Consider the following 19,831-nt stretch of genomic DNA (forward strand, 5'->3'; position numbering starts at 1 on the left):
ACGCGTCAGGACGCGGCAGCCAAAACCTCGTCGAGCATGGTCTCCGCCTTGGCGTCATCGGTGTTCTCGGCCAGCGCAAGCTCGCCGACCAGAATCTGCCGGGCCTTGGCCAGCATTCGCTTCTCACCCGCGGACAGGCCGCGTTCCTGATCCCGACGCCACAGATCGCGGACAACCTCGGCAACCTTGTTCACGTCACCGGAAGCCAGCTTCTCGAGATTGGCCTTGTAGCGGCGTGACCAGTTGGTCGGCTCTTCGGTGTGCGGAGCACGCAACACCTGGAAAACCTTGTCGAGGCCTTCTTGGCCCACGACGTCGCGGACTCCGACGTACTCGGCGTTCTCTGCGGGTACTCGAACGGTCAGATCACCCTGGGCGACCTTCAGTACGAGATATTCCTTCTGCTCGCCTTTGATGGTCCGGGTTTCGATCGCCTCGATCAACGCAGCACCGTGGTGTGGATAGACGACGGTGTCTCCGACCTTGAAAATCATCTGATTCGAGCCCCTTTCGCTACTCCATGCTAACACGGGCCTGGATCACACGCGCACCAACTGCGCAGGTCAGGGGCACTGCAGGTGAAGAACAGGGGTTGACATGGTGACGAAAGCGTGCAACCCCCGAGCCCTCCGAGCACCCGAAATGGGTGCCCCCGCAAAGCGGTTGCGGGCCTGAGCCACCTGTTCTCGAGCCGCCTGGGGCCCCAACTGCCCGGCCCTCGCATTCCACCCGCCGACGCCACCTACTACTGTGCATAGTCGAAGTACGCCGACCCAGCTCAGGAGGCTTGAGTGAACCGCTTCGCAATGCGCGCCTCGGCCGGTCTGGCCGCATGTGGCCTGACCGCAGCCGTTCTCACCGGTTGCAGCGCCGGGCAGGTCTCCCAGACGGCGACCCAGGAGCCCGCCGTCAACGGCGTCAACGCACAGGCCGGCGCGATCTCGCTGCGCAACGTGCACCTGCGCGCGCCGCAGCAGAAGGACTACGTCGAGCCCGGCTCCGAGGCCGAACTGCTGTTCGTCGCAGCCAACGGATCCACCGAGGCCCCCAACAAGCTCGTCTCGATCAAGACCACCGTCGGCGACGTGGCACTGACCGGTGATCAGACCATCCCGGCCGGCGGCGTGCTCATCGTCGGCGAGCCCGACGGCCAGCTGAAGCCGCTGGAGAAGACCGAGGCCGCCGACGCCGTGACCGCGAAGGTCACGCTGACCAAGCCGGTCACCAACGGCCTGCTCTACGACTTCACCTTCAAGTTCGAGAACGGTGAGACGACGGTGGCCGTGCCGATCTCGGCCGGCGAGGCACCCCGGCGCGACCAGACCGGTGAGGAGCCCGCCGAGGCTGCCGAAGCCGGTGGCCATCACTGATCTGACGCCGCTCTGACCGCGGAGGCCCTGACCGGCGCGTGCACACCGCCGTTGTCGGGGCCAACCGTTAGTGTCACGGCGTGGCCGCTTCGAAAGTACGTTCGCAATACCGTTGCTCGGAATGTCAGCACGCCACCCCCAAATGGGTGGGCCGCTGCGCCAATTGCGGCACGTGGGGAACGGTCGACGAAGTAGCAACACTCGCCTCTGTCGGTAGCCCGGTGCGCCGTTCGGTTGCCCCGACGTCCCCGGCGGTGCCGATCACCGCGATCGACCCGGGCATCACGCGGCATTACGCCACCGGTGTCACCGAGCTGGACCGGGTTCTGGGCGGCGGTCTGGTGGCCGGTTCGGTCACGCTGCTGGCCGGGGAACCCGGCGTCGGCAAGTCCACCCTGCTCCTCGAGGTGGCCAACCGCTGGGCGCACACCGGCCGCCGCGCGCTGTACCTGTCCGGGGAAGAGTCCGCGGGCCAGATCCGGCTGCGTGCCGAACGCACCGGCTGCACGCACGAGAACGTCTATCTGGCAGGCGAATCCGATCTGCAGATCGCCCTCGGCCACATCGAAGAGGTCAAGCCCAGCCTGGTCATCGTCGACTCGGTGCAGACCATGTCGACCACCGAGGCCGACGGTGTGACCGGTGGGGTCACGCAGGTGCGCGCGGTGACGACGGCGCTGACGGGCCACGCCAAGACCGCCGTCGGCGACCCGGCGGTCGCCATGATCCTGGTCGGCCACGTGACCAAGGACGGCGCCATCGCCGGTCCGCGTTCGCTGGAGCACCTGGTCGACGTGGTACTGCACTTCGAGGGTGATCACGCGTCGAGCCTGCGCATGGTGCGCGGGGTCAAGAACCGGTTCGGCGCCGCCGACGAGGTCGGCTGTTTTCAGATGCACGACAACGGAATCGAGTGCGTCAGCGATCCGTCCGGACTGTTCCTCGACCAGCGCCCGGCGGCGGTCCCGGGCACGGCCATCACGGTCACCCTCGACGGCAAGCGCCCCATGATCGGTGAGGTACAGGCACTCGTCGCCCCGCCGGTGGGGCCGCCCCGCCGGGTCGTCAGCGGGATCGACTCGGCCCGCGCGGCGATGATCGGCGCGGTGCTCCAGACCCGCTGCAGCCTGCCGATCGGCAACAACGACATCTACCTGTCCACCGTCGGCGGCATGCGGCTGACGGACCCGTCCTCGGACCTGGCCGTGGCGGTGGCCGTCGCATCGGCCTATCTCGACATCGCGTTGCCGATGAACGCGGTGGTGATCGGTGAGGTGGGGCTCGTCGGCGATCTGCGCCGGGTCACCGGCATGGATCGCAGGCTGGCCGAGGCCGCCCGGCTGGGGTTCAACATTGCCGTGGTGCCGCCCGGGGTCACCAGCGCGCCCGCGGGGCTGCGCGTCATCACCGTCGATCACATCGGGGCGGCATTACGGGCACTCAAGGACATCGCGATTGCCAGCAATCAATCCCATCACGGACAATAGCGGCCGACCCTAGGAGAACTGATGGCCGTGAACTCCGGCGCCAGGACCAGCCGCACCGTCGTGCATCTGGCTCGGCCGACGCTACGAGAGACCCTCGGCCGGCTGGCGCCGGGCACCCCGCTGCGTGACGGCCTGGAACGCATCCTGCGCGGCAAGACGGGTGCGCTGATCGTGCTGGGTTACGACGACAGCGTGGAGACCATCTGCGACGGCGGGTTCGCCCTGGACGTGCGTTACGCCCCCACCCGGCTGCGCGAGCTGTCGAAGATGGACGGCGCGGTGGTGCTGTCCAGCGACGGCAGCCGGATCGTGCGGGCCAACGTCCAGCTGGTCCCGGATCCCTCGATCCCCACCGACGAGTCCGGCACCCGCCACCGCTCGGCCGAGCGCACCGCCATCCAGACCGGCTATCCCGTGATCTCGGTGAGCCATTCGATGAGCATCGTGACGGTCTACGTCGCCGGGGAGCGGCACGTGGTGCCCGACTCGGCGACCATCCTGTCGCGGGCCAACCAGACCATCGCCACATTGGAGCGCTACAAGGGCCGGCTCGACGAGGTCAGCAAGCAGCTGTCCACCGCCGAGATCGAGGACTTCGTGACGTTGCGCGACGTGATGACCGTGGTGCAGCGGCTGGAGATGGTGCGCCGAATCAGCCTTGAGATCGACGCCGACGTCGTCGAACTCGGCACCGACGGGCGCCAGCTCAAACTGCAACTCGACGAACTCGTCGGCGACAACGAGGCCGCCCGCGAGCTGATCGTGCGGGATTACCACGCCCTGCCGGATCCGCCGACCGCCGCTCAGGTCCACGCGACACTCGATGAGCTGGACGCCCTCACCGACAGCGAGCTGCTCGACTTCACCACGCTGGCAAGGGTTTTCGGATATCCGTCGACCGCCGAGGCGCAGGACTCGGCGATGAGCTCGCGCGGCTACCGCGCCATGGCGGGCATCCCACGTCTGCAGTTCGCCCACGTCGATCTGCTGGTCCGCTCGTTCGGCTCACTGCAGGGGCTGCTGGCCGCGAGCGCGGACGATCTGCAGTCGGTAGACGGCATCGGGTCGATGTGGGCGCGACACATCCGGGAGGGGCTGTCCCTGCTGGCCGAGTCGACGATCGCCGACCGGTTGGCCTGAATCAGTTGCCCGGCGCGGGCACCTCAGCCGCGGGTGCGCCCTCGGCGGGCGGTGGCGCGGGCTGCTGCGGATTGGGTTGGGCCAGGATGAACGGCACCGGCGCCGATCTGAGATTGCCCAGCTGCACCATCAGGTTGTAGGTGCCCGGCCCGATCGGCTGACGTGGCATCGGGCACTGCGGTGCCGACCCCATGCCGGTCCAGGTCACCTCGGTGGTCACCTGCTCACCCGGGTTGAACGTCTTCACCAGGGTCTCGTTGGACGGCGCGCAGTCCAGGTTCGACCACAGCCGGTTGTTGTCCAGCGAGTACACGTAGGCCGCCAGCACCGCGGCGCCCACGTCACGCTTGCAGGCCACCAGGCCGATATTGGTCACCACCATGGTGAACTTCGGCTGATCACCGACCACATACTCGGGCTGGCTGGTGATGCCCTTGACCGCGAGTGTGGAATCCGGGCAGTCGTCGCCCTCTTTGAGCAACGGCGGCGGCGTTACCGCGGCGGTCGGCGTGGCCGTCGGCGGCGGCGCATGCTGAGCCGGCGGCACCACCGGGGTCTTGACCTCGGGGTTCTCCCCTGGAAGCGGAGTAGGCGGGGCCGCGGTGGCGGCGGATTCGTCAGCGGACTTGGTCTCGGCTCCGGAGCTGCTGGTCACGATCACCGCGACGATCGCGGCGATGATCCCCACGACGACCACCGCGAGTCCGATGGCCAGCGCGCGGCGCCGCCAGTAAATCTGCGCGGGCAGTGGCCCATGAGGTTCGAGATCCAACACGGCTTTCACGGTAAGCCCAGGTCATGCGCAGTCGCCCGAGGCGACTCGGCGTGTCGAGAGCCTCCAGCGAAATTCTCAGGCTTCGCCGATGTTGCCCAGGTGGCTGCGCAGTTCCACGTGACCGTCGGACAGGTGGTAGGTGGCGCCGACGATGGCCTGTGTACCGGCGGCCAGACCGGCAGAAATCGCGGCCGACCGCATCTGCAGCTGGTTGACCGTCTCCTTGACGTGATAGGCCTCGAACTCGTCGACCCGGCTCAGACCGGCATGACGCCCCATCAGGATCGACGGGGTCACCCGCTCCACGATGTCGCGCACGTAGCCACCGGGCACCTGCCCCTCGTCGAGGGCGGTGATGGCGGCCTTGACCGCACCACAGCTGTCATGGCCAAGGACCACGATCAGCGGGACCTCCAGGATGGAGACCGCGTACTCGATGGAGCCGAGCACCGCGTTGTCGATGACGTGGCCGGCGGTACGCACCACGAACATGTCGCCCAGGCCCTGGTCGAACAGCAACTCCGCGGCCACGCGACTGTCACCGCAGCCGAACACCACGGCGGTGGGCTTCTGCCCCTGTGTCAGCTTCGCTCGACGGGCGATGTCCTGGCTGGGGTGCTGCGGTTCGCCTGCGACGAAGCGAGCGTTACCGTCCTTGAGTGCCTTCCATGCGGACACCGGATTCGAATTGGGCATATCAGCCATTTTGCATGAGACGCCCATGAGCATCGACCCGGGCGAATTAGTAGGTTGGTATGAATCCGCCCAGCGTGACCTGCCGTGGCGCCGACCAGGCGTTTCCGCGTGGCAGATCCTGGTGAGCGAGTTCATGCTGCAGCAGACGCCGGTTGCGCGGGTCGAACCGATCTGGCTGGCCTGGATCGAACGGTGGCCCACGCCGTCGGCCACGGCCGCCGCCGGATCGGCCGAGGTGCTGCGCGCCTGGGGCAAGCTCGGTTACCCGCGCCGGGCCAAACGCCTGCACGAGTGCGCGGTGGTGATCGCAGGCGAGTACGGCGACGAGGTGCCGACCGACGTCGACACGCTGCTGACCTTGCCCGGCATCGGCGCCTACACCGCACGCGCGGTGGCCTGTTTCGCATATTCGGCCAGCGTTCCGGTGGTCGACACGAATGTGCGCCGCGTGGTCACCCGGGTGCTGCGCGGCCAGGCCGACGCCCCCGCCCGGGCCCGCGACCTCGACGACGTGGCCGCACTGTTGCCGGCCGGCCCGACCGCGCCGACGTTCTCGGCCGCACTGATGGAGCTCGGTGCGGTGGTGTGCACGGCTCGTGCGCCGCAGTGCGGCCGCTGCCCGTTGAGCCGGTGCCGTTGGCGCGCCGCGGGTTATCCCGCCGCGACCGTCACCAAACGGGTGCAGCGCTACGCCGGAACCGATCGCCAGGTGCGCGGCAAGCTGCTGGACGTCCTGCGCGGCAGCAGTAACCCGGTGACCCGCGCCCAACTGGACGTGGTTTGGCTGTCGGACACCGCCCAACGCGACCGGGCGCTGGATTCGCTACTGGTCGACGGGCTGGTGGAGCAGACCACGGATGGCCTGTTCGCCCTGGCGGGCGAGGGCGAAATTACATGAGGTCGGCATGAATCCCGGCCGCAGCACCCAATTTTGGAGTCGCTTCACATAGAACGGATCTATGTCAAGCAAATTCTTCGCGACTTTTGCGTGTACAGCAATGGGTTTGGGACTGGGTCTGGGACTCGCGGCGCAGGCCAATGCCGCACCGGCCGGCGTCGGCTCGGCCGCCGACACCGTGCGCGACCTCCAGAGCCGCGGCTATCACGTGCAGGTCAACTCGAATGCCAATACGGCCCTTTCGAATTGCCGGGTGACCGGGGTGCACGGGTTGGCCGACACCAACATCGATGAGGACGGATACCGGATCGATCCGTCCCGGAACACCACGGTCTACGTCAACGTGTCCTGCCAGCCCGACGGCTGATCCGTCACGCCGTGACGGCTTCTTCGGCTGCGCCGCAGGCGAATTGGCGCCGGTAGTCCGACGGTGTCACTCCGATGACGCGGCGGAAGTGATGACGCAGCAGCGTCGCGGTACCGAACCCGGCCTGTCCGGCGATCCGGTCGATGTCCAGGTCGGACTCCTCGAGCAGCCTGCGCGCGTACAGCACCCGCTGATCGGTGATCCACTGCATGGGCGTGGTGCCGGTCTCTTCGACGAACCGGCGGGCGAAGGTGCGCGTGGACATCGCCGATCGCCTGGCCAGCGTCGTCACCGTGTGCGGCTTGTCGAGGTTGTCCATGATCCAATCCAGGTGCGGGGCAAAGCCTTCCGAACACCTGACCGGAATCGGCTGATCGATGAACTGGCGTTGCCCGCCGTCGCGTTGCGGTGGCACCACCATTCGCCGGGCGATCTTGTTGGTCACCTCGCTGCCGAGCTCACGGCGTACCAGGTGCAGGCACGCATCGATCCCGGCCGCCGTGCCCGCACTGGTGATCAGATTGCCGTCGTCGACGAACAGGACGTTGCGGTCCACGTGCGCGGTGGGATATTTCCGCGCCAGCTCGTCGGCGTGCATCCAGTGCGTCGTACACGGCCTGCCGTCCAACAGGCCCGCCGCACCGGCCAGGAATGCCCCCGAGCACACGGTCAGGATGATCGAGCCCGCATCGGCGGCGGCCCGCACGGCCTCCAACGCCTCGGGCAGGTAGTCCGAGCCACCGATGGCGGGGATCGCCACCAGGTCCGCACCGTGGAGGGCATCGAGGCCGTGTTCGGGAGTCAGCGTCGCACCGACCGACGTCCGCACCGGCCTGCCCGGCTCGGGGCCGCACACCTTGAAGTCGAAGTTCGGCACCCCGTCCGCGGACCGGTCGATCCCGAAAACCTCACAGATGACCCCGAACTCGAAAACTGCCAGACCATCGAGCACCAGTGTGGAGACGCTTCTCAGCATGGCAGCATTTTATCGCAAGGTGTCAGCGCTGCCACTGTTGGCGGGATATCTTCCCAACAACAATTACTGCCATGACTGTTGCACTCGCTCTGATCATCCTGATCTCACCATTCGCGGTCGCCGCGGCAGTGGCCTGGGCGGCGCAGCGCAGCAATATCCTGCGGTTCCGCCTCGATCTGTTCGACTCCGGCCAGCCCGACTACGAGAGCTACCGCGCGAGCCACGATCTGGACGCGATACGCACCCGCTTCGAGCACCAGCCGTCGTGGCCGAGCGCCGGCGCCCTAGGCGAACGCCGTTAGAAACCCGGTGACCGCCTCGCGGTAGACCTCGGGCGTGTCGTCATGGATCAGATGACCCGCACCCGGAACGTGCAGATACCTTGTGTCCTGCCCGATCTCGGCCATCCGGCGCATCTGCCCGGGCGGCGCCACCGAGTTGCCCGCCTCCATCAGCAGGGTCGGCACCGGCACGTCGCGCCACTGTTGCCAGTAGTCCCGTGTCCCCCATTGGGCCGCGATGTCCAGCCACCACTGCGGGTATCCGTGCAGCCGCCAGCCGGTGGCGGTCCGGTCGAACGCCTCCAGGAAGTAGCGACCGGCGACAGGCCCGAACTCGTCGTAAACCTCTTGCTCCGAACCGAATTCGACCGGGAGGGCATGCACCCACGGCTCCCAGGGCCCGGTGGTGCGGCCCCTAAAATCAGGGGCCATGTCCTCGACCACCACCGCTTTGACCAGTTCCGGGCGAGCCGCGGCCAGACACCAGGAATGCAACGCACCCATCGAGTGCCCCACCAACATCACCGGCCGCCCGAGCCCGGCCACGGCGTCGCCGAGATCTTCGACGAAACGCTCGGTGCTGATCGGATACGGATCGACCACATCGCGCCCGCGGTGCCACGGCGCGTCATAGGTGTAGACCTCGCCCAGCCCGCTCAACCACGGCGATTGGCGTGACCACGTGCTACCGCGTCCCATCAGCCCGTGCACCAGGACGATGGGCTCGCCGTGCCCCCCTCGAAGGGTGAGCAGATCTGTGACCATCCCGTTATCTTGCCGGGCAGCCACGGTAACCTGAACACCATGCCCGTCGTGAAGATCAACGCCATCGAGGTCCCGCCCAACGCCGGCCCGGAACTGGAGAAGCGGTTCGCGCACCGTGCACATGCCGTCGACAATCAGCCCGGTTTCCTCGGCTTCCAGTTGCTGCGCCCGGTCAAGGGTGAAGACCGCTACTTCGTGGTGACGCAGTGGGAAACCGAAGAGGCCTTCCAGGCCTGGGCTTCGGGTCCCGCAGTCGAGGCACACAAGGGTCAGCAGGCAAAGCCTGTGGCCACCGGCGCGTCGCTGCTGGAGTTCGAGGTTGTGTTGGACGTTGCAGGGCCCGCTGCCCAGGCGTAGCCGCGGCCGGACGCTGCACCGCACGATCGGCCTGACGGCCATCGCAGCGGTCGCCGCGGCCCTGGCCTGTGGCTGTTCGCCCAAAGTCGCGCCCGCGGCCGAAGTGTCCTACGGCGCCCATATCGACACCATCACCCCGCCGGGTCTGCGGGCCAAGCAGACCATGGACATGCTCAACTCCGACTGGCCGATCGGCCCGATCGGTGTGCGCACCCTGGCCACACCCGAGAAGGTCGACCTGGTCGGCACCAAGATGGACTCCATCTGGTGGGACCGCCCGTTCACACTCACCTCGGTGGACATCGGGGCCGCGCAGGCGACCCTCCATGTGCTGACGTCCTACAACGTCGCCCAGGACATCGAACTGAGGACCAACGATGTCGGCCTGGTCGACCGCTTCGACGTCACGCTGGTGCCGCCGAGGATCGAGAAATGGTCGGACATCGACACCGAGCTGACCAAGTCGGGCGCCCGCTACTCCTACCGGGTGTCCAAGGTGAACAACGGCAAGTGCGAGCAGGTCGCGGGCACCAACACCGAGATGTCGCTGCCGCTGGCTTCGATCTTCAAACTGTATGTGCTGCTTGCAGTTTCGGATTCCGTCAAGGCGGGCACACTGAGTTGGAACGACCACCTCACGATCACCAAGGAAGGCAAGAAGCTCGGCTCCGCCGGGCTCGACAAACTTCCGCCCGGCGCTCAGATCACCGTTCGGACCGCCGCCCAGCAGATGATCTCGGCCAGCGACAACATGGCCACCGATCTGCTGATCGAGCGGATGGGTCCGGCCGCGGTGGAACGTGCGCTGGTGACCGCGGGCCATCACGATCCGGCCAGCATGACCCCGTTCCCGACCATGCACGAGGTGTTCTCGGTCGGCTGGGGCCAGCCCAACCTGCGTGACCAGTGGCGCAACGCCTCCCCCGCCGACCGGGTGGCACTGCTGCAGCAGACCAATGCCCGCCCCTACGACCCGGATCCGAACCGCACCCACACCCCGGCCTCCAACGACGGCCTGGAGTGGTTCGCCAGCGCCGCCGACATCTGCCGAGTGCATGCGGCCCTGCAGGCCTCCGCCGTCGGGCCGGCCGCGCCGGTGAAGGACATCCTGTCGGCGCTACCGGGCATCGACCCGGATCCGGCGAAGTGGCGCTACATCGGCGCCAAAGGCGGCAACCTGCCCGGCGACCTGACCTTCAGCTGGTACGCGGTGGACTACACCGGGCAGCCGTGGGTGTTCAGTTTCCAGCTGAACTGGCCGAAGTTCCGTAGCCCTACGGCGGCGGGATGGCTGCTGTCGATCGCCAAGCGAGCGTTCGCGATGGTACCGGTGGGGCACTAGCTCCGCAGGGTCCAGGCATGGCCGCGGAAATGCATCACGGTGCGGCTCAGCGGCGCAATATCGATGCGCCAGAACGACTTCGCCGGTGCATCCAGCACAGCCAGGATGGCCGCCCGGACCACCGCCGGGTGGGTCACCGCGACCAGCCGCCCTCGCTGGCGGGAAAGGCTGTCCAGCCAACCCTGCACCCGGTTGACGAGATCGACGACGGATTCGCCGCCGTGCGGTGCCCGCGCCGGATCGGTCAGCCAGACCGCCAGGTCCGCGGGCTGCACCCCGCCCAGCACACCGCCACGCCAGCTCCCGAAGTCCAGATCGGCCAGTCGGGGTTCGACGTTCGCCGAGACGCCCAGAAGCTCCGCGGTCTGGCGGGCACGCTTCTCCGGCCCGCAGTACGCGGCATCGATGACGCCCAGTTCGACGGCGGCATCAGCTTGGCGATGACCCAACGCATTCAGCGGCTCATCGGTGGGAAATCGTCCGGCCGCCGTGGCATCGGTCATGGCATGTGACACCAACGTCAGCCGGACGACCTCACTCACGCGGCCAGTTGCTCCCGTTTGCCCTCGAGCACCTTGGCGGCCAGCGCCCCGAACACCAGCCCGAGCGTCACCCAGATCACCACCTGGGTGCCCAGCGAATACAACCGGAACTCGTAGAGGTCGTCGGCCGGGAACGCCGACGGGGTCTCATGGATGCCCGGCAGGATCAGGAACACCACAGCCATCGACACCACGTAGTCCGCGGCGCCGATCAAGCCGGCATTCCACGCCCCCAGCTTCGGCATGAGCCGGCGGGCCAGCAGGACCGAACCGACGAACAACGCCGCCGAGAGTACGACCAGCAGCAGGTACAGCAGGGTGCGCTGCTGGATGGTCTCCTCAAGGCTGACCGCCGGAGGATTGGGCGGGTACTTGAGCGCCGGGACGATCCACAGCGAGACCAGCATGCCGCCGGCTGTCAGCGCCGCCAACGCCCGCGCGGACACGTTCGCCCGGCCGTACACCGCGCAGAACACGACGGCCAGCAGGGCGCCCATCGCCACGCTGAAGATCAGGACGCCGAAACCCATGCCGATGTTGGACTGCACGCCGCGGGTGAACACCTCGGCACTTTCGCCGCCGCCGTGGGAATGCCCGCCGGCACCATGTGAATGCTCTGCCGCCTCATGTGCCGCACCGACGCCGCTCTCGAAATCGATCGCTCGACCGATGATCGGCTCGATCAGGAGCTTCGCCCAGATGAAGGCGAACACGCCAGCCAGGGCGCCGGCCAGAATGCCGCGCCCGATGATCTGTTTTTCCATTGACTCGGTTGTCTCGACCGCGGGTCAGTGGCAGGGGAACCCGAGCAGGTGCCGCGCGTCATGCACGAACTCGTGCACGTAGGTGTTGTTGCCCAGAACGGACGTTGCGCCTTGGTCCATCCCGACGAAGTACAGGGCCAGCAGCGCCACGAAGGCAGTGAGGGTCAGCCAGAGCACCGCCTTGGTCGCCGACAGGTCGATCGGCCGGGCCTGGCCCTTGCGCGCGTCAGTGGAAGTCATCGAGAGGTCCTTTCCGGGAATTCGCGTCCCAGTCCGTGTCGTGACAGGTAAGGGTCTGACTGTTAACAGTGGCGCGGCCGTTCTGGAGTCTCACCAGATTCCTTTTGCCTGTCGATTACAGCAGCATCCTAACCACAGCGCAGGAAATCACCCCATCGCGCATTCGAAAAACGCCCCCGCCGGAAATGGCGGGGGCGTTTCTCGGATGAACTTATTCCGCGGTGGCTGCGGCCTTGGCCAGATCCGGACCGTCGGAGCCGGCCGCCTTGGGCGCACCGGAGAACGTGAACTTCGCGTCCTCGCCGGCGCCTTCGCCGTCCCAGCCCTCGACATCGACCGTCACCAGCTGACCGGGGCCGAGCTCTTCGAAGAGGATCTTCTCCGACAGCTGGTCCTCGATCTCGCGCTGGATGGTGCGCCGCAGCGGGCGGGCACCCAGCACCGGATCGAAGCCACGCTTGGCCAGCAGGGCCTTGGCCTTGTCGGTCAGCTCCATGGCCATGTCCTTGGCCTTGAGCTGGTTGCCGACCCGGCCGATCATCAGGTCGACCATCTGGATGATCTCGTCCTGCGTCAGCTGGTGGAACACGATGATGTCATCGATGCGGTTGAGGAACTCAGGCCGGAAGTGCTTCTTGAGCTCGTCGTTGACCTTCTGCTTCATCCGCTCGTAGTTGTTCTCGCCACCACCCTGGCTGAAGCCCAGTCCGACAGCCTTGCTGATGTCGGAAGTGCCCAGGTTGGAGGTGAAGATCAACACCGTGTTCTTGAAGTCGACCGTGCGGCCCTGACCGTCGGTGAGACGGCCGTCCTCCAGGACCTGCAACAGGCTGTTGTAGATCTCCTGGTGGGCCTTCTCGATCTCGTCGAACAGCACGACGGAGAACGGCTTGCGGCGCACCTTCTCGGTGAGCTGGCCGCCCTCTTCGTAGCCGACGTATCCCGGAGGGGCACCGAACAGCCGCGACGCGGTGAAGCGGTCGTGGAACTCACCCATGTCGATCTGGATGAGCGCGTCGTCGTCACCGAACAGGAAGTTGGCCAGCGCCTTGGACAACTCGGTCTTACCGACACCGGACGGGCCGGCGAAGATGAACGAGCCCGACGGACGCTTCGGGTCCTTCAGACCGGCGCGGGTGCGGCGGATCGCCTTGGAGACGGCCTTGACGGCATCCTCCTGGCCGATGATCCGCGCCGGCGCCCGCCGACCCGGCGTCCGGCCTCGACCCACTGCTTCAGATCGTTACGGAGCTTGGTGGCATTCTTGGAGGAAAGGTCGATCTCATAGGTGACGCCGTCGAGGCCGAATTCAACGGTCTCATCAGCGGTTGCTTCACCGTCGAAATCGTCGACCAACGTGACGGTCACTTTCTTCGCCATTACCCCGCACCGAACCCTTCTGCTTACGCATTGGTGACTACCGCTGAGTATCCATGCACCCGCGCCCTAATGTGCCACAAAACGCGCACATTTCCAACAAGACGTGGATCAGACTGTTCGGTTGCTCTGGCTCAGCTACTGTGACGACGAACAATCGGGAACAAAACAGTCTCCCGAATAGACAACCCCGTCAACGCCATCAACAACCGATCGATACCCATTCCGGTACCAGTGGTCGGTGGCATCGCGTACTCCAATGCGGCGAGGAAATCGTCGTCGAGAACCATTGCTTCGTCATCGCCTGCGGCGGCGGCGCGAGCCTGGGCTTCGAACCGCTCCCGCTGGATTACCGGGTCGACGAGTTCGGAATATCCCGTGGCCAGTTCGAAACGCCGAATGTAGAGGTCCCATTTCTCGGTCACGCCCGGAATGCTGCGGTGAGCCCGGGTCAGCGGTGAGGTCTCCACCGGGAAGTCGCGCACGAACGTCGGCGCCCACAGCTTCTCGCCCACGGAGTGTTCCCAGAGTTCTTCGACCAATTTTCCGTGCCCATAGCCACGGTCACGCGGAATCTCAAGCTCGAGCCCCTCGGCAATACGCCACAAGTACTCAACTGATGTGTCGGGCGTGATCTCCTCACCGAGCGCCTCGGACAACGAAGGATACATTTCCAATGTGTCCCATTGCCCGTCGAGATCGTAGATAGTGCCATCAGGCAATGGCACCTGACGGGTTCCGATCGCCTCGTCGGCAACTTCTTGAATAAGTTCGCGCGTGACTACCGCGGAATCGTTGTAGTCACCGTAGGCCTGATATGTCTCCAACATCGAGAATTCCGGCGAGTGCGTGGAATCGACACCTTCGTTGCGAAAGTTCCGATTCAACTCGAAAACCCGGTCAAATCCACCGACGATGCAACGTTTGAGGAACAGTTCCGGTGCGATGCGCAGGTACAGATCGACGTCGAGCGCATTGGAATGGGTGATGAACGGCCGGGCCGCGGCCCCGCCGGCCAATGTCTGCAGCATCGGCGTCTCGACCTCGAGGAAACCGCGCCGTTCCAGTGCCGAACGCACGGCCCGCACGACGGCGACCCGCTGCCGCGCGATGCTGCGCGCCTCGGGCCGCACGATGAGATCGACGTAGCGCTGACGCACTCGGGTTTCTTCGCTCATTTCCTTGTGAGCAACCGGAAGCGGCCGCAATGCCTTGGCCGCCATCTGCCACGAATCGGCGAGCACCGAGAGCTCACCGCGCTTGGAGCTGATCACCTCGCCGTGGACGAAGACGATGTCGCCGAGGTCGACGTCGGCCTTCCACGCATCGAGGGACTCCTGGCCCACCTGGGCCAGGCTGATCATTGCCTGCAACTGGGTGCCGTCGCCCTCCTGCAACGTCGCGAAGCACAACTTGCCGGAATTCCGGGCAAACACCACCCGGCCCGAGACGCCGACCATCTCGCCGGTCTGGGTGTCGGCGGCCAGGTCCGGGTGGGCGCTGCGAAGCTCGGCAAGCGTGTGCGTGCGCGGGACGGTTACCGGATAGGGCTCGCGCCCCTCGGCCAGCAGCCGTTCCCGCTTGGCCTGACGAATCCGGAACTGCTCGGGCAGGTCGGCCTGGGACTGGGACGCGTCATCGCGATCGGCTGGGCTCACAGAATGCCAGCTTAAATGAACACGTGAGCGCACAATTGCACGCCGACAAGCTGGCCGCCCTCGACCACGAGCCACTCGACTGGCGGTTCAAGGGCATCCCCGCGACCTGGTGGGGGCAGACTGCGGCGCAGGTCAGCTCATCGCGCCCGGCTTTCTTCGACGACGGACCGTCGGGTCCCTCAGGTCCGGTATGCGTTCTGCGGGAATCCGCGCTTGTGCACAACCTCACAACAATGGCGAATTGGTGTACCGACCGCGGCGTCGAATTGGCGCCGCACGGCAAGACCCATATGGCCCCGCAGCTGCTGGCCCGCCAATTCGGGGCGGGTGCATGCGCCGTCACCGCCGCGACCATCAGCCAGGTCCGGGTCTTCCGGGCATTCGGTGCCCGCGACGTGGTGCTGGCCAACGAGGTCGTCGACCTCGCGGGCCTGGCCTGGCTGGCGGCCGAACTCGATGCGGATCCGGACTTTCACGCGGTGTGCTGGGTCGATTCTCCTGCCGGGGTCGAATTGATGACGGCGGGGCTGGCCGGGGCGCGGCGGCGGCTCGATGTGTGTGTCGAGGTCGGGATGGCCGGTGGCCGGACCGGCTGCCGCACCGACGCCGAGATCGATGCCGTGGCCCGCGCAGTGGCCGCGAGTCCACGGCTGCGGCTGGTCGGGGTGGCCGGCTATGAGGCGTCCACCGGACAGGATGTGAGCCCGGATGCCGTCGACGGGGTGCGGGCCTATCTTCGGGACATGCGGGCCGCGACTGTACGGCTGGCGCATTTGTTCGAGGCCGACACCGTGATCGTCACCGCCGGCGGCAGTACCTATCCCGATGCGGTCGCCGACGAACTCGCCGGCGGCTGGCCGGCCGGGATGTCGGTGCGCACGATCCTGCGCAGCGGGTGCTACCTGACCCACGACAACGGCCTCTATGCCCGGACCTCACCGCTTGAGCTGCGGCCCGCCCTGCAGGTGTGGGCGCAGGTGGCGTCGCGGCCCGAACCCGGACTGGCGCTGGTGACGATGGGCCGTCGTGACGTGTCCTTCGATGCCGGGCTGCCGGTGCCGCTGAGCCTGCCAGGCAGTTCGGTGGTCAGACTCAACGACCAGCACGCCTTCGTTGAACTGGGCGACGAGGATCAGGCGCCGGTGGGAGCGTGGCTGCCGTTCGGAATCTCGCACCCGTGCACGACGTTCGACAAGTGGCAGCTGATCCCGGTGCTCGACGACGAAGACCGGGTCATCTCATTGGTGCGGACGTTCTTCTGATCATCTGGCCGGCTTGAGCCGGCCGCGTTGGCTGTCGCGGTTGCGCTCGAACACCAGGCGCAGGCCGTCGAGGGTCAGGTGACGGTCGTAGTGCTCGACCGTGCGCAGGTCGGGCAGCACCAACGGTGCGGTGTAGCCGGTTGCCCCCACCGCCACATCGCTGCCGGAGAAGCCGTCGACGTCCTCGCGGATCCGGTTGACCAGCCCGTCGACCAGTCCGGCAAACCCGAAAACCGCACCGGCCTGCATGCATTCGACGGTGTTCTTGCCGATCACCGAGCGTGGACGGGTCAGTTCGACCCGGCGCAGCGCGGCCGAGCGGGCGGCCGCGGCGTCGGAGGACACCTGCACGCCGGGTGCGATCGCGCCGCCCAGGAACTCCCCCTTGGCCGACACCACGTCGACGCAGATCGACGAGCCGAAGTCGACGATGATCGCGGCGGTGCCGTATTTGTGGTAGGCGGCAAGGCAATTCACAATCCGGTCGGCGCCGACCTCCTTGGGGTTGTCGACCAACAGCGGGATGCCGGTACGCACGCCGGGCTCGATCAGCACATGCGGCACGGCCGGCCAGTACTGCTCGAGCATGAGCCGCACCTCATGCAGCACCGAGGGCACGGTGGACAGCCCGGCAGCCCCGGTCAGTTCGTCCGCGGCATCACCGATCAGCCCGTCGATGGTGAGCGCCAACTCATCGGCGGTCACCTCGGATTCGGTCCGGATCCGCCACTGCTGCACCACTTTCGCATGATCACCCGAACCGGAGATCAACCCGACGATGGTGTGGGTGTTACGGACGTCGATGGCGAGCAGCATCAGCGCGGCGACATCAGTTCGGATGCGTCCTCGGGGACGTACGCGGGGTCATGGCTGTGGTCGCCGAGATCGATCTGCTTGTTCTCGGCGTCCACGAACACGATCCGCGGCTGGTAGGCGCGGGCCTCGGCATCCTCCATCACTCCGTAGGCGATCAGGATGACCAGATCGCCCGGGTGGATGAGATGCGCTGCGGCACCGTTGATCCCGATCACGCCGGTGCCACGCTCACCGGTGATGGCATATGTCACCAGCCGGGCACCGTTGTCGATGTCGACGATCGTCACCTGCTCGCCTTCGAGCAGATCGGCCGCCTCCATCAGATCGGCGTCGATGGTCACCGAGCCCACGTAGTGCAAGTCGGCCTGCGTCACCGTGGCGCGGTGGATCTTGGATTTGAGCATGGTGCGTTGCATCAGTTCCTCCAGGGCAGTTCATGGTTGTCGCCGTCGCCGACGCGGGGGTGTCCGTCGATGCCCGCGGATGCTCCGATGTCGACGGAGATGTTGTCCAGCAGACGAGTTCGGCCCAGCCGGGCGGCGTACTTGCCGGCCAGCAGCGCCGCCGACAGCGCGCCCGCCTGTTCACGCTCGTCGGCGTCGAGATAGCGGTTACGCGACGACATCGCCAGGCCGTCGGACTCCCGGACGATGGGAACCCCGACGATCTGCACGTCGATGTTGAGATCGGCGACCATCTGCCGGATCAGGGCCAGTTGCTGATAGTCCTTCTCACCGAAGAAGGCCCGGTCCGGCCGGACGATCTGGAGCAGCTTGAGCACGACCGTGAGCACCCCGGCGAAATGACCTGGGCGCGAGGCCCCTTCGAGTTCGCCACCGACCGGTCCGGGCTGCACGCTGGTGCGCGGCCCGTCCGGGTACATCGCCGAACCGGTTGGGGTGAAGGCGATCTCGACCCCTTCGGCGCGCAGCGCGGCCAGGTCCTCGTCCAACGTGCGCGGGTAGGCGTCGAGATCTTCTCCCGCGCCGAACTGCAGCGGATTGACGAAGATCGACACCACCACGACCGCACCGGGAACCCGCTTGGCCGCACGGATCAGCGTCAGGTGACCCTCGTGCAGCGCACCCATGGTGGGTACCAAGGTGACCCGGCGCCCGCTGGTTCGCAGGGCGCGGGTGACCGCTGCGACATCGGCGGGTGCCGAGTAGACGTTCAGCTCGCCTGCGACGAACTTCGGTGGGTTGCTGTGGGTCATCCTTGACTCGTTTCGGGGCTGGTTTCCGGGCCTGTTTCCAAGACTGCGAGCACGCTCGCGGGCGCGTGGGCGCGTTGGGCGGTACGCAGTGAATCGGCCCGATACGCCTGGGCCAGTTGGGGATCCAATGCGTGTAGCGCGTCCAGGTGCGCGCCGACGGCGGCCGCGTCGCCGCGGGCAACAGGCCCGGTCAACGCGGCCTGACCGCGTTGCAGCGCGTTCTCCAGCGCGGCCCGGGCCAGCGGGCCCACCACCCGTTCGGGCAGGCCACCGGGCGCGTCGACGACGAGTTCCTGACCGAGCAGTTCCTGACCGCGCAGGGAGGCCCGCAGCGTGTCGACCGCGTCGAGCACCAGGGTGACGAGGTGATTGCTGGCATGGGCCAGCGCCGCGTGGTACTGCGTCCGGGCATGCTCGGGCACCCGGAACGGCTCGCCGCCGATCTCCAGCACGAGCGACTGCCCGATCGCGTAACCGACCTCGTCGGCCGCGGTGATGCCGAAGCAGGTGTCGGGCAGCCGTGCGATGTCCTCGTCGGAGCCGGTGAACGTCATCGCCGGATGGACGGCCAGCGGGATGCACCCCTGCTCGGTCAGCGGGGCCAGCACCGCGACCCCGTTCGCGCCGGAGGTGTGCACCACGATCGTGCCGGGCCGGACCACACCGGTGGCGGCCAGGCCGGACACCAGAGACGGCAGCTCGGCATCCGGGACGGTCAACAACAGGAGTTCCGCCCGTTGCGCCACGTCGGGGACGGGAAGGATCGCGGTCTCGGGCAGCCGGCGCTGCGCCCGCAGCCGCGACGCCTCGGAGATCGCGCTGCAGGCCACCACCACGTGCTCGACCTGCTCCAGGGCATAGCCGAGCGCCGTGCCGACCCGGCCGGCCGAAATGATGCCGACACTGAGCCGCGCGGGACGTAATCCCTCAGGAGGGGACCACCCGTTTGCAGGGGGCTGCTCCATCGCAGACGACCTCACAGGATGAATAGTTTTCTCGTTCCAGTCCCGCTTTGCGGGTACCGGACGGTCGTCACGAGACTAGCTCACTCCTCGCGGCGCCTGCGACGCCCGCCTTCAGCAGGGGCGGACTGAAACCGTGCGAGCAGCTCGTTCACGGACTGCCCGTCGGCATGATGCCCGTTCGCCGGCTCGGGCTCGGCTTCGCTGCGGTGCCGCGAGGCCCGCCGCGGCGGCTCCGGCGGTTGCGACGATTCGGTGGCCAATGCCGGGGAATGTGCAGGCGAGGGCCGACCGGGATCGGCGGTCTCGGCTGCGGCGGAATGCCGGCCGCGGGGTGGCTCAGGGGCCTGACCTGGCGACATGGCGGGAGCCGGGGTGGGCGCGGGAGTCGGTTCGGGCGCCGGGGCGGATTCGGGGGCCGGAGTTGCCGCGGGCGTCGATTCGGGGGCGCGGCGCCTGCCGACGTATTCGGTGGCGGCGCCGTTCTGCGCCACCGGCGCAGCCCAGTTGCTGCCGGGTGCGCCGGCCGGGATCCACTGG

The 19,831-nt window shown here is 67.1% G+C and carries 23 protein-coding genes and 2 pseudogenes; 9 read left to right on the plus strand and 16 right to left on the minus strand.

Going from position 1 to position 19,831, the window contains the following annotated elements; genetic code table 11:
- Positions 1–5 precede the first annotated feature (5 nt).
- Entirely contained in the window at positions 6–494 is a 489-nt protein-coding gene (carD, locus tag BN2156_RS30175) for an RNA polymerase-binding transcription factor CarD (protein ID WP_029369378.1), read from the minus strand.
- A gap of 297 nt (positions 495–791) precedes the next feature.
- Here carD and BN2156_RS30180 point away from each other — a divergent pair, with 297 nt between their 5' ends.
- The 3 genes from BN2156_RS30180 to disA all read left to right on the plus strand — a co-directional run bounded on the left by BN2156_RS30180 (position 792) and on the right by disA (position 3,997).
- Positions 792–1,370 carry a copper chaperone PCu(A)C domain-containing protein gene (locus BN2156_RS30180; RefSeq protein ID WP_090518498.1) on the plus strand — a complete coding sequence of 193 codons (579 nt, stop codon included), beginning with the start codon at positions 792–794 and terminating at the stop codon, positions 1,368–1,370.
- Positions 1,371–1,450: 80 nt separating this feature from the next.
- Positions 1,451–2,857, plus strand: coding sequence for a DNA repair protein RadA (gene radA, locus BN2156_RS30185; protein ID WP_090518499.1), 1,407 nt, complete (start codon positions 1,451–1,453; stop codon positions 2,855–2,857).
- A gap of 21 nt (positions 2,858–2,878) precedes the next feature.
- Positions 2,879–3,997, plus strand: a complete 1,119-nt coding sequence (gene disA, locus BN2156_RS30190; RefSeq protein ID WP_036442452.1) for a DNA integrity scanning diadenylate cyclase DisA — start codon at positions 2,879–2,881, stop codon at positions 3,995–3,997.
- Position 3,998: 1 nt separating this feature from the next.
- On the opposite strand, the gene BN2156_RS30195 is transcribed toward disA, so the two are convergent.
- Together BN2156_RS30195 and BN2156_RS30200 are read right to left on the minus strand one after the other, a co-directional pair.
- On the minus strand, positions 3,999–4,772 hold the full coding sequence (locus tag BN2156_RS30195; protein ID WP_210436728.1) for a hypothetical protein: 774 nt from the start codon (positions 4,770–4,772) through the stop codon (positions 3,999–4,001).
- Positions 4,773–4,847: 75 nt separating this feature from the next.
- Positions 4,848–5,468 carry a carbonic anhydrase gene (locus tag BN2156_RS30200; protein ID WP_090518500.1) on the minus strand — a complete coding sequence of 207 codons (621 nt, stop codon included), beginning with the start codon at positions 5,466–5,468 and terminating at the stop codon, positions 4,848–4,850.
- 25 nt (positions 5,469–5,493) lie between these two features.
- Here BN2156_RS30200 and BN2156_RS30205 point away from each other — a divergent pair, with 25 nt between their 5' ends.
- Both BN2156_RS30205 and BN2156_RS30210 read left to right on the plus strand, forming a co-directional pair.
- On the plus strand, positions 5,494–6,366 hold the full coding sequence (locus BN2156_RS30205; protein WP_090518501.1) for an iron-sulfur binding domain-containing protein: 873 nt from the start codon (positions 5,494–5,496) through the stop codon (positions 6,364–6,366).
- Between the two features lie 100 nt (positions 6,367–6,466).
- Positions 6,467–6,733: a hypothetical protein gene (locus tag BN2156_RS30210; RefSeq protein WP_235625543.1), complete on the plus strand. Its 267-nt coding sequence runs from the start codon at positions 6,467–6,469 to the stop codon at positions 6,731–6,733.
- Positions 6,734–6,737: 4 nt separating this feature from the next.
- Here BN2156_RS30210 and BN2156_RS30215 read toward each other — a convergent pair whose 3' ends face one another.
- On the minus strand, positions 6,738–7,709 hold the full coding sequence (locus tag BN2156_RS30215; RefSeq protein WP_090518503.1) for a GlxA family transcriptional regulator: 972 nt from the start codon (positions 7,707–7,709) through the stop codon (positions 6,738–6,740).
- Positions 7,710–7,780: 71 nt separating this feature from the next.
- Here BN2156_RS30215 and BN2156_RS30220 point away from each other — a divergent pair, with 71 nt between their 5' ends.
- Complete coding sequence (locus tag BN2156_RS30220; protein WP_090518504.1) at positions 7,781–8,011, plus strand: hypothetical protein; 231 nt, start codon at positions 7,781–7,783, stop codon at positions 8,009–8,011.
- Here BN2156_RS30220 and BN2156_RS30225 read toward each other — a convergent pair.
- Positions 7,994–8,755 carry an alpha/beta fold hydrolase gene (locus BN2156_RS30225; protein WP_090518505.1) on the minus strand — a complete coding sequence of 254 codons (762 nt, stop codon included), beginning with the start codon at positions 8,753–8,755 and terminating at the stop codon, positions 7,994–7,996. The genes BN2156_RS30220 and BN2156_RS30225 overlap by 18 nt on opposite strands.
- A gap of 39 nt (positions 8,756–8,794) precedes the next feature.
- On the opposite strand from BN2156_RS30225, the gene mhuD reads away from it, so the two are divergent.
- Positions 8,795–9,112 carry a mycobilin-forming heme oxygenase MhuD gene (gene mhuD / locus BN2156_RS30230; RefSeq protein ID WP_036391477.1) on the plus strand — a complete coding sequence of 106 codons (318 nt, stop codon included), beginning with the start codon at positions 8,795–8,797 and terminating at the stop codon, positions 9,110–9,112.
- Complete coding sequence (locus tag BN2156_RS30235) at positions 9,087–10,454, plus strand: serine hydrolase (RefSeq protein WP_210436729.1); 1,368 nt, start codon at positions 9,087–9,089, stop codon at positions 10,452–10,454. Before mhuD ends, BN2156_RS30235 begins: the two co-directional genes overlap by 26 nt.
- Here the strand turns inward: BN2156_RS30235 and BN2156_RS30240 are convergent.
- From BN2156_RS30240 to lysS, 6 genes and pseudogenes are all read right to left on the minus strand, one after another.
- A complete protein-coding gene (locus BN2156_RS30240; RefSeq protein WP_090518506.1) occupies positions 10,451–10,996 on the minus strand; it encodes a histidine phosphatase family protein in 546 nt (181 codons plus the stop codon). The two genes, BN2156_RS30235 and BN2156_RS30240, sit on opposite strands and share 4 nt — an antisense overlap.
- Entirely contained in the window at positions 10,993–11,760 is a 768-nt protein-coding gene (locus BN2156_RS30245; RefSeq protein WP_090518507.1) for a CbtA family protein, read from the minus strand. The genes BN2156_RS30240 and BN2156_RS30245 overlap by 4 nt, the downstream gene beginning before the upstream one ends.
- Before the next feature lie 24 nt (positions 11,761–11,784).
- Complete coding sequence (locus BN2156_RS30250; protein WP_090518508.1) at positions 11,785–12,000, minus strand: CbtB domain-containing protein; 216 nt, start codon at positions 11,998–12,000, stop codon at positions 11,785–11,787.
- Positions 12,001–12,211: 211 nt separating this feature from the next.
- Positions 12,212–13,192 (minus strand): annotated as a pseudogene (locus BN2156_RS30255) (AAA family ATPase); the annotation flags it as partial.
- Positions 13,123–13,380, minus strand: a complete 258-nt coding sequence (locus BN2156_RS30260; protein WP_407661760.1) for a histone-like nucleoid-structuring protein Lsr2 — start codon at positions 13,378–13,380, stop codon at positions 13,123–13,125. The pseudogene BN2156_RS30255 and the gene BN2156_RS30260, both read right to left, overlap by 70 nt.
- Positions 13,381–13,511: 131 nt before the next feature.
- Positions 13,512–15,035 (minus strand): lysine--tRNA ligase, encoded by a 1,524-nt coding sequence (lysS, locus tag BN2156_RS30265; protein WP_090518509.1) that lies wholly within the window; start codon positions 15,033–15,035, stop codon positions 13,512–13,514.
- A gap of 23 nt (positions 15,036–15,058) precedes the next feature.
- Between lysS and BN2156_RS30270 the strand changes: the two genes are divergently transcribed.
- Positions 15,059–16,297: an alanine racemase gene (locus BN2156_RS30270; protein ID WP_090518510.1), complete on the plus strand. Its 1,239-nt coding sequence runs from the start codon at positions 15,059–15,061 to the stop codon at positions 16,295–16,297.
- On the opposite strand, the gene BN2156_RS30275 is transcribed toward BN2156_RS30270, so the two are convergent.
- From BN2156_RS30275 to BN2156_RS30775, 5 genes and pseudogenes are all read right to left on the minus strand, one after another.
- On the minus strand, positions 16,298–17,113 hold the full coding sequence (locus BN2156_RS30275; RefSeq protein WP_090518511.1) for a type III pantothenate kinase: 816 nt from the start codon (positions 17,111–17,113) through the stop codon (positions 16,298–16,300). It abuts the gene before it with no gap.
- Complete coding sequence (panD, locus tag BN2156_RS30280) at positions 17,113–17,529, minus strand: aspartate 1-decarboxylase (protein WP_090518512.1); 417 nt, start codon at positions 17,527–17,529, stop codon at positions 17,113–17,115. The genes BN2156_RS30275 and panD overlap by 1 nt, the downstream gene beginning before the upstream one ends.
- Positions 17,529–18,329: a pantoate--beta-alanine ligase gene (gene panC, locus BN2156_RS30285; protein WP_090518513.1), complete on the minus strand. Its 801-nt coding sequence runs from the start codon at positions 18,327–18,329 to the stop codon at positions 17,529–17,531. The genes panD and panC overlap by 1 nt, the downstream gene beginning before the upstream one ends.
- Positions 18,326–19,294, minus strand: a complete 969-nt coding sequence (locus BN2156_RS30290; RefSeq protein ID WP_090518514.1) for a Rossmann-like and DUF2520 domain-containing protein — start codon at positions 19,292–19,294, stop codon at positions 18,326–18,328. The genes panC and BN2156_RS30290 overlap by 4 nt, the downstream gene beginning before the upstream one ends.
- An 80-nt stretch (positions 19,295–19,374) precedes the next feature.
- A pseudogene (locus BN2156_RS30775) lies at positions 19,375–19,831 on the minus strand (DUF6779 domain-containing protein); the annotation flags it as partial.

It is taken from the genome of Mycolicibacterium neworleansense (genome assembly GCF_001245615.1).
Classification (GTDB): Bacteria; Actinomycetota; Actinomycetes; order Mycobacteriales; family Mycobacteriaceae; genus Mycobacterium; species Mycobacterium neworleansense.

What these genes read in the sequence shown, in the direction of transcription:
- BN2156_RS30290 (WP_090518514.1), bottom strand. Translation starts at nt 19,294, where the DNA reads ATGGAGCAGCCCCCTGCAAACGGGTGGTCCCCTCCTGAGGGATTACGT.
- BN2156_RS30275 (WP_090518511.1), bottom strand. Translation starts at nt 17,113, where the DNA reads ATGCTGCTCGCCATCGACGTCCGTAACACCCACACCATCGTCGGGTTG.
- panC (WP_090518513.1), bottom strand. Translation starts at nt 18,329, where the DNA reads ATGACCCACAGCAACCCACCGAAGTTCGTCGCAGGCGAGCTGAACGTC.
- BN2156_RS30210 (WP_235625543.1), top strand. Translation starts at nt 6,467, where the DNA reads ATGGGTTTGGGACTGGGTCTGGGACTCGCGGCGCAGGCCAATGCCGCA.
- BN2156_RS30220 (WP_090518504.1), top strand. Translation starts at nt 7,781, where the DNA reads ATGACTGTTGCACTCGCTCTGATCATCCTGATCTCACCATTCGCGGTC.
- carD (WP_029369378.1), bottom strand. Translation starts at nt 494, where the DNA reads ATGATTTTCAAGGTCGGAGACACCGTCGTCTATCCACACCACGGTGCT.
- panD (WP_090518512.1), bottom strand. Translation starts at nt 17,529, where the DNA reads ATGCAACGCACCATGCTCAAATCCAAGATCCACCGCGCCACGGTGACG.
- BN2156_RS30245 (WP_090518507.1), bottom strand. Translation starts at nt 11,760, where the DNA reads ATGGAAAAACAGATCATCGGGCGCGGCATTCTGGCCGGCGCCCTGGCT.
- BN2156_RS30260 (WP_407661760.1), bottom strand. Translation starts at nt 13,380, where the DNA reads ATGGCGAAGAAAGTGACCGTCACGTTGGTCGACGATTTCGACGGTGAA.
- BN2156_RS30215 (WP_090518503.1), bottom strand. Translation starts at nt 7,709, where the DNA reads ATGCTGAGAAGCGTCTCCACACTGGTGCTCGATGGTCTGGCAGTTTTC.
- mhuD (WP_036391477.1), top strand. Translation starts at nt 8,795, where the DNA reads ATGCCCGTCGTGAAGATCAACGCCATCGAGGTCCCGCCCAACGCCGGC.
- BN2156_RS30205 (WP_090518501.1), top strand. Translation starts at nt 5,494, where the DNA reads ATGAGCATCGACCCGGGCGAATTAGTAGGTTGGTATGAATCCGCCCAG.
- BN2156_RS30250 (WP_090518508.1), bottom strand. Translation starts at nt 12,000, where the DNA reads ATGACTTCCACTGACGCGCGCAAGGGCCAGGCCCGGCCGATCGACCTG.
- BN2156_RS30200 (WP_090518500.1), bottom strand. Translation starts at nt 5,468, where the DNA reads ATGCCCAATTCGAATCCGGTGTCCGCATGGAAGGCACTCAAGGACGGT.
- BN2156_RS30225 (WP_090518505.1), bottom strand. Translation starts at nt 8,755, where the DNA reads ATGGTCACAGATCTGCTCACCCTTCGAGGGGGGCACGGCGAGCCCATC.
- disA (WP_036442452.1), top strand. Translation starts at nt 2,879, where the DNA reads ATGGCCGTGAACTCCGGCGCCAGGACCAGCCGCACCGTCGTGCATCTG.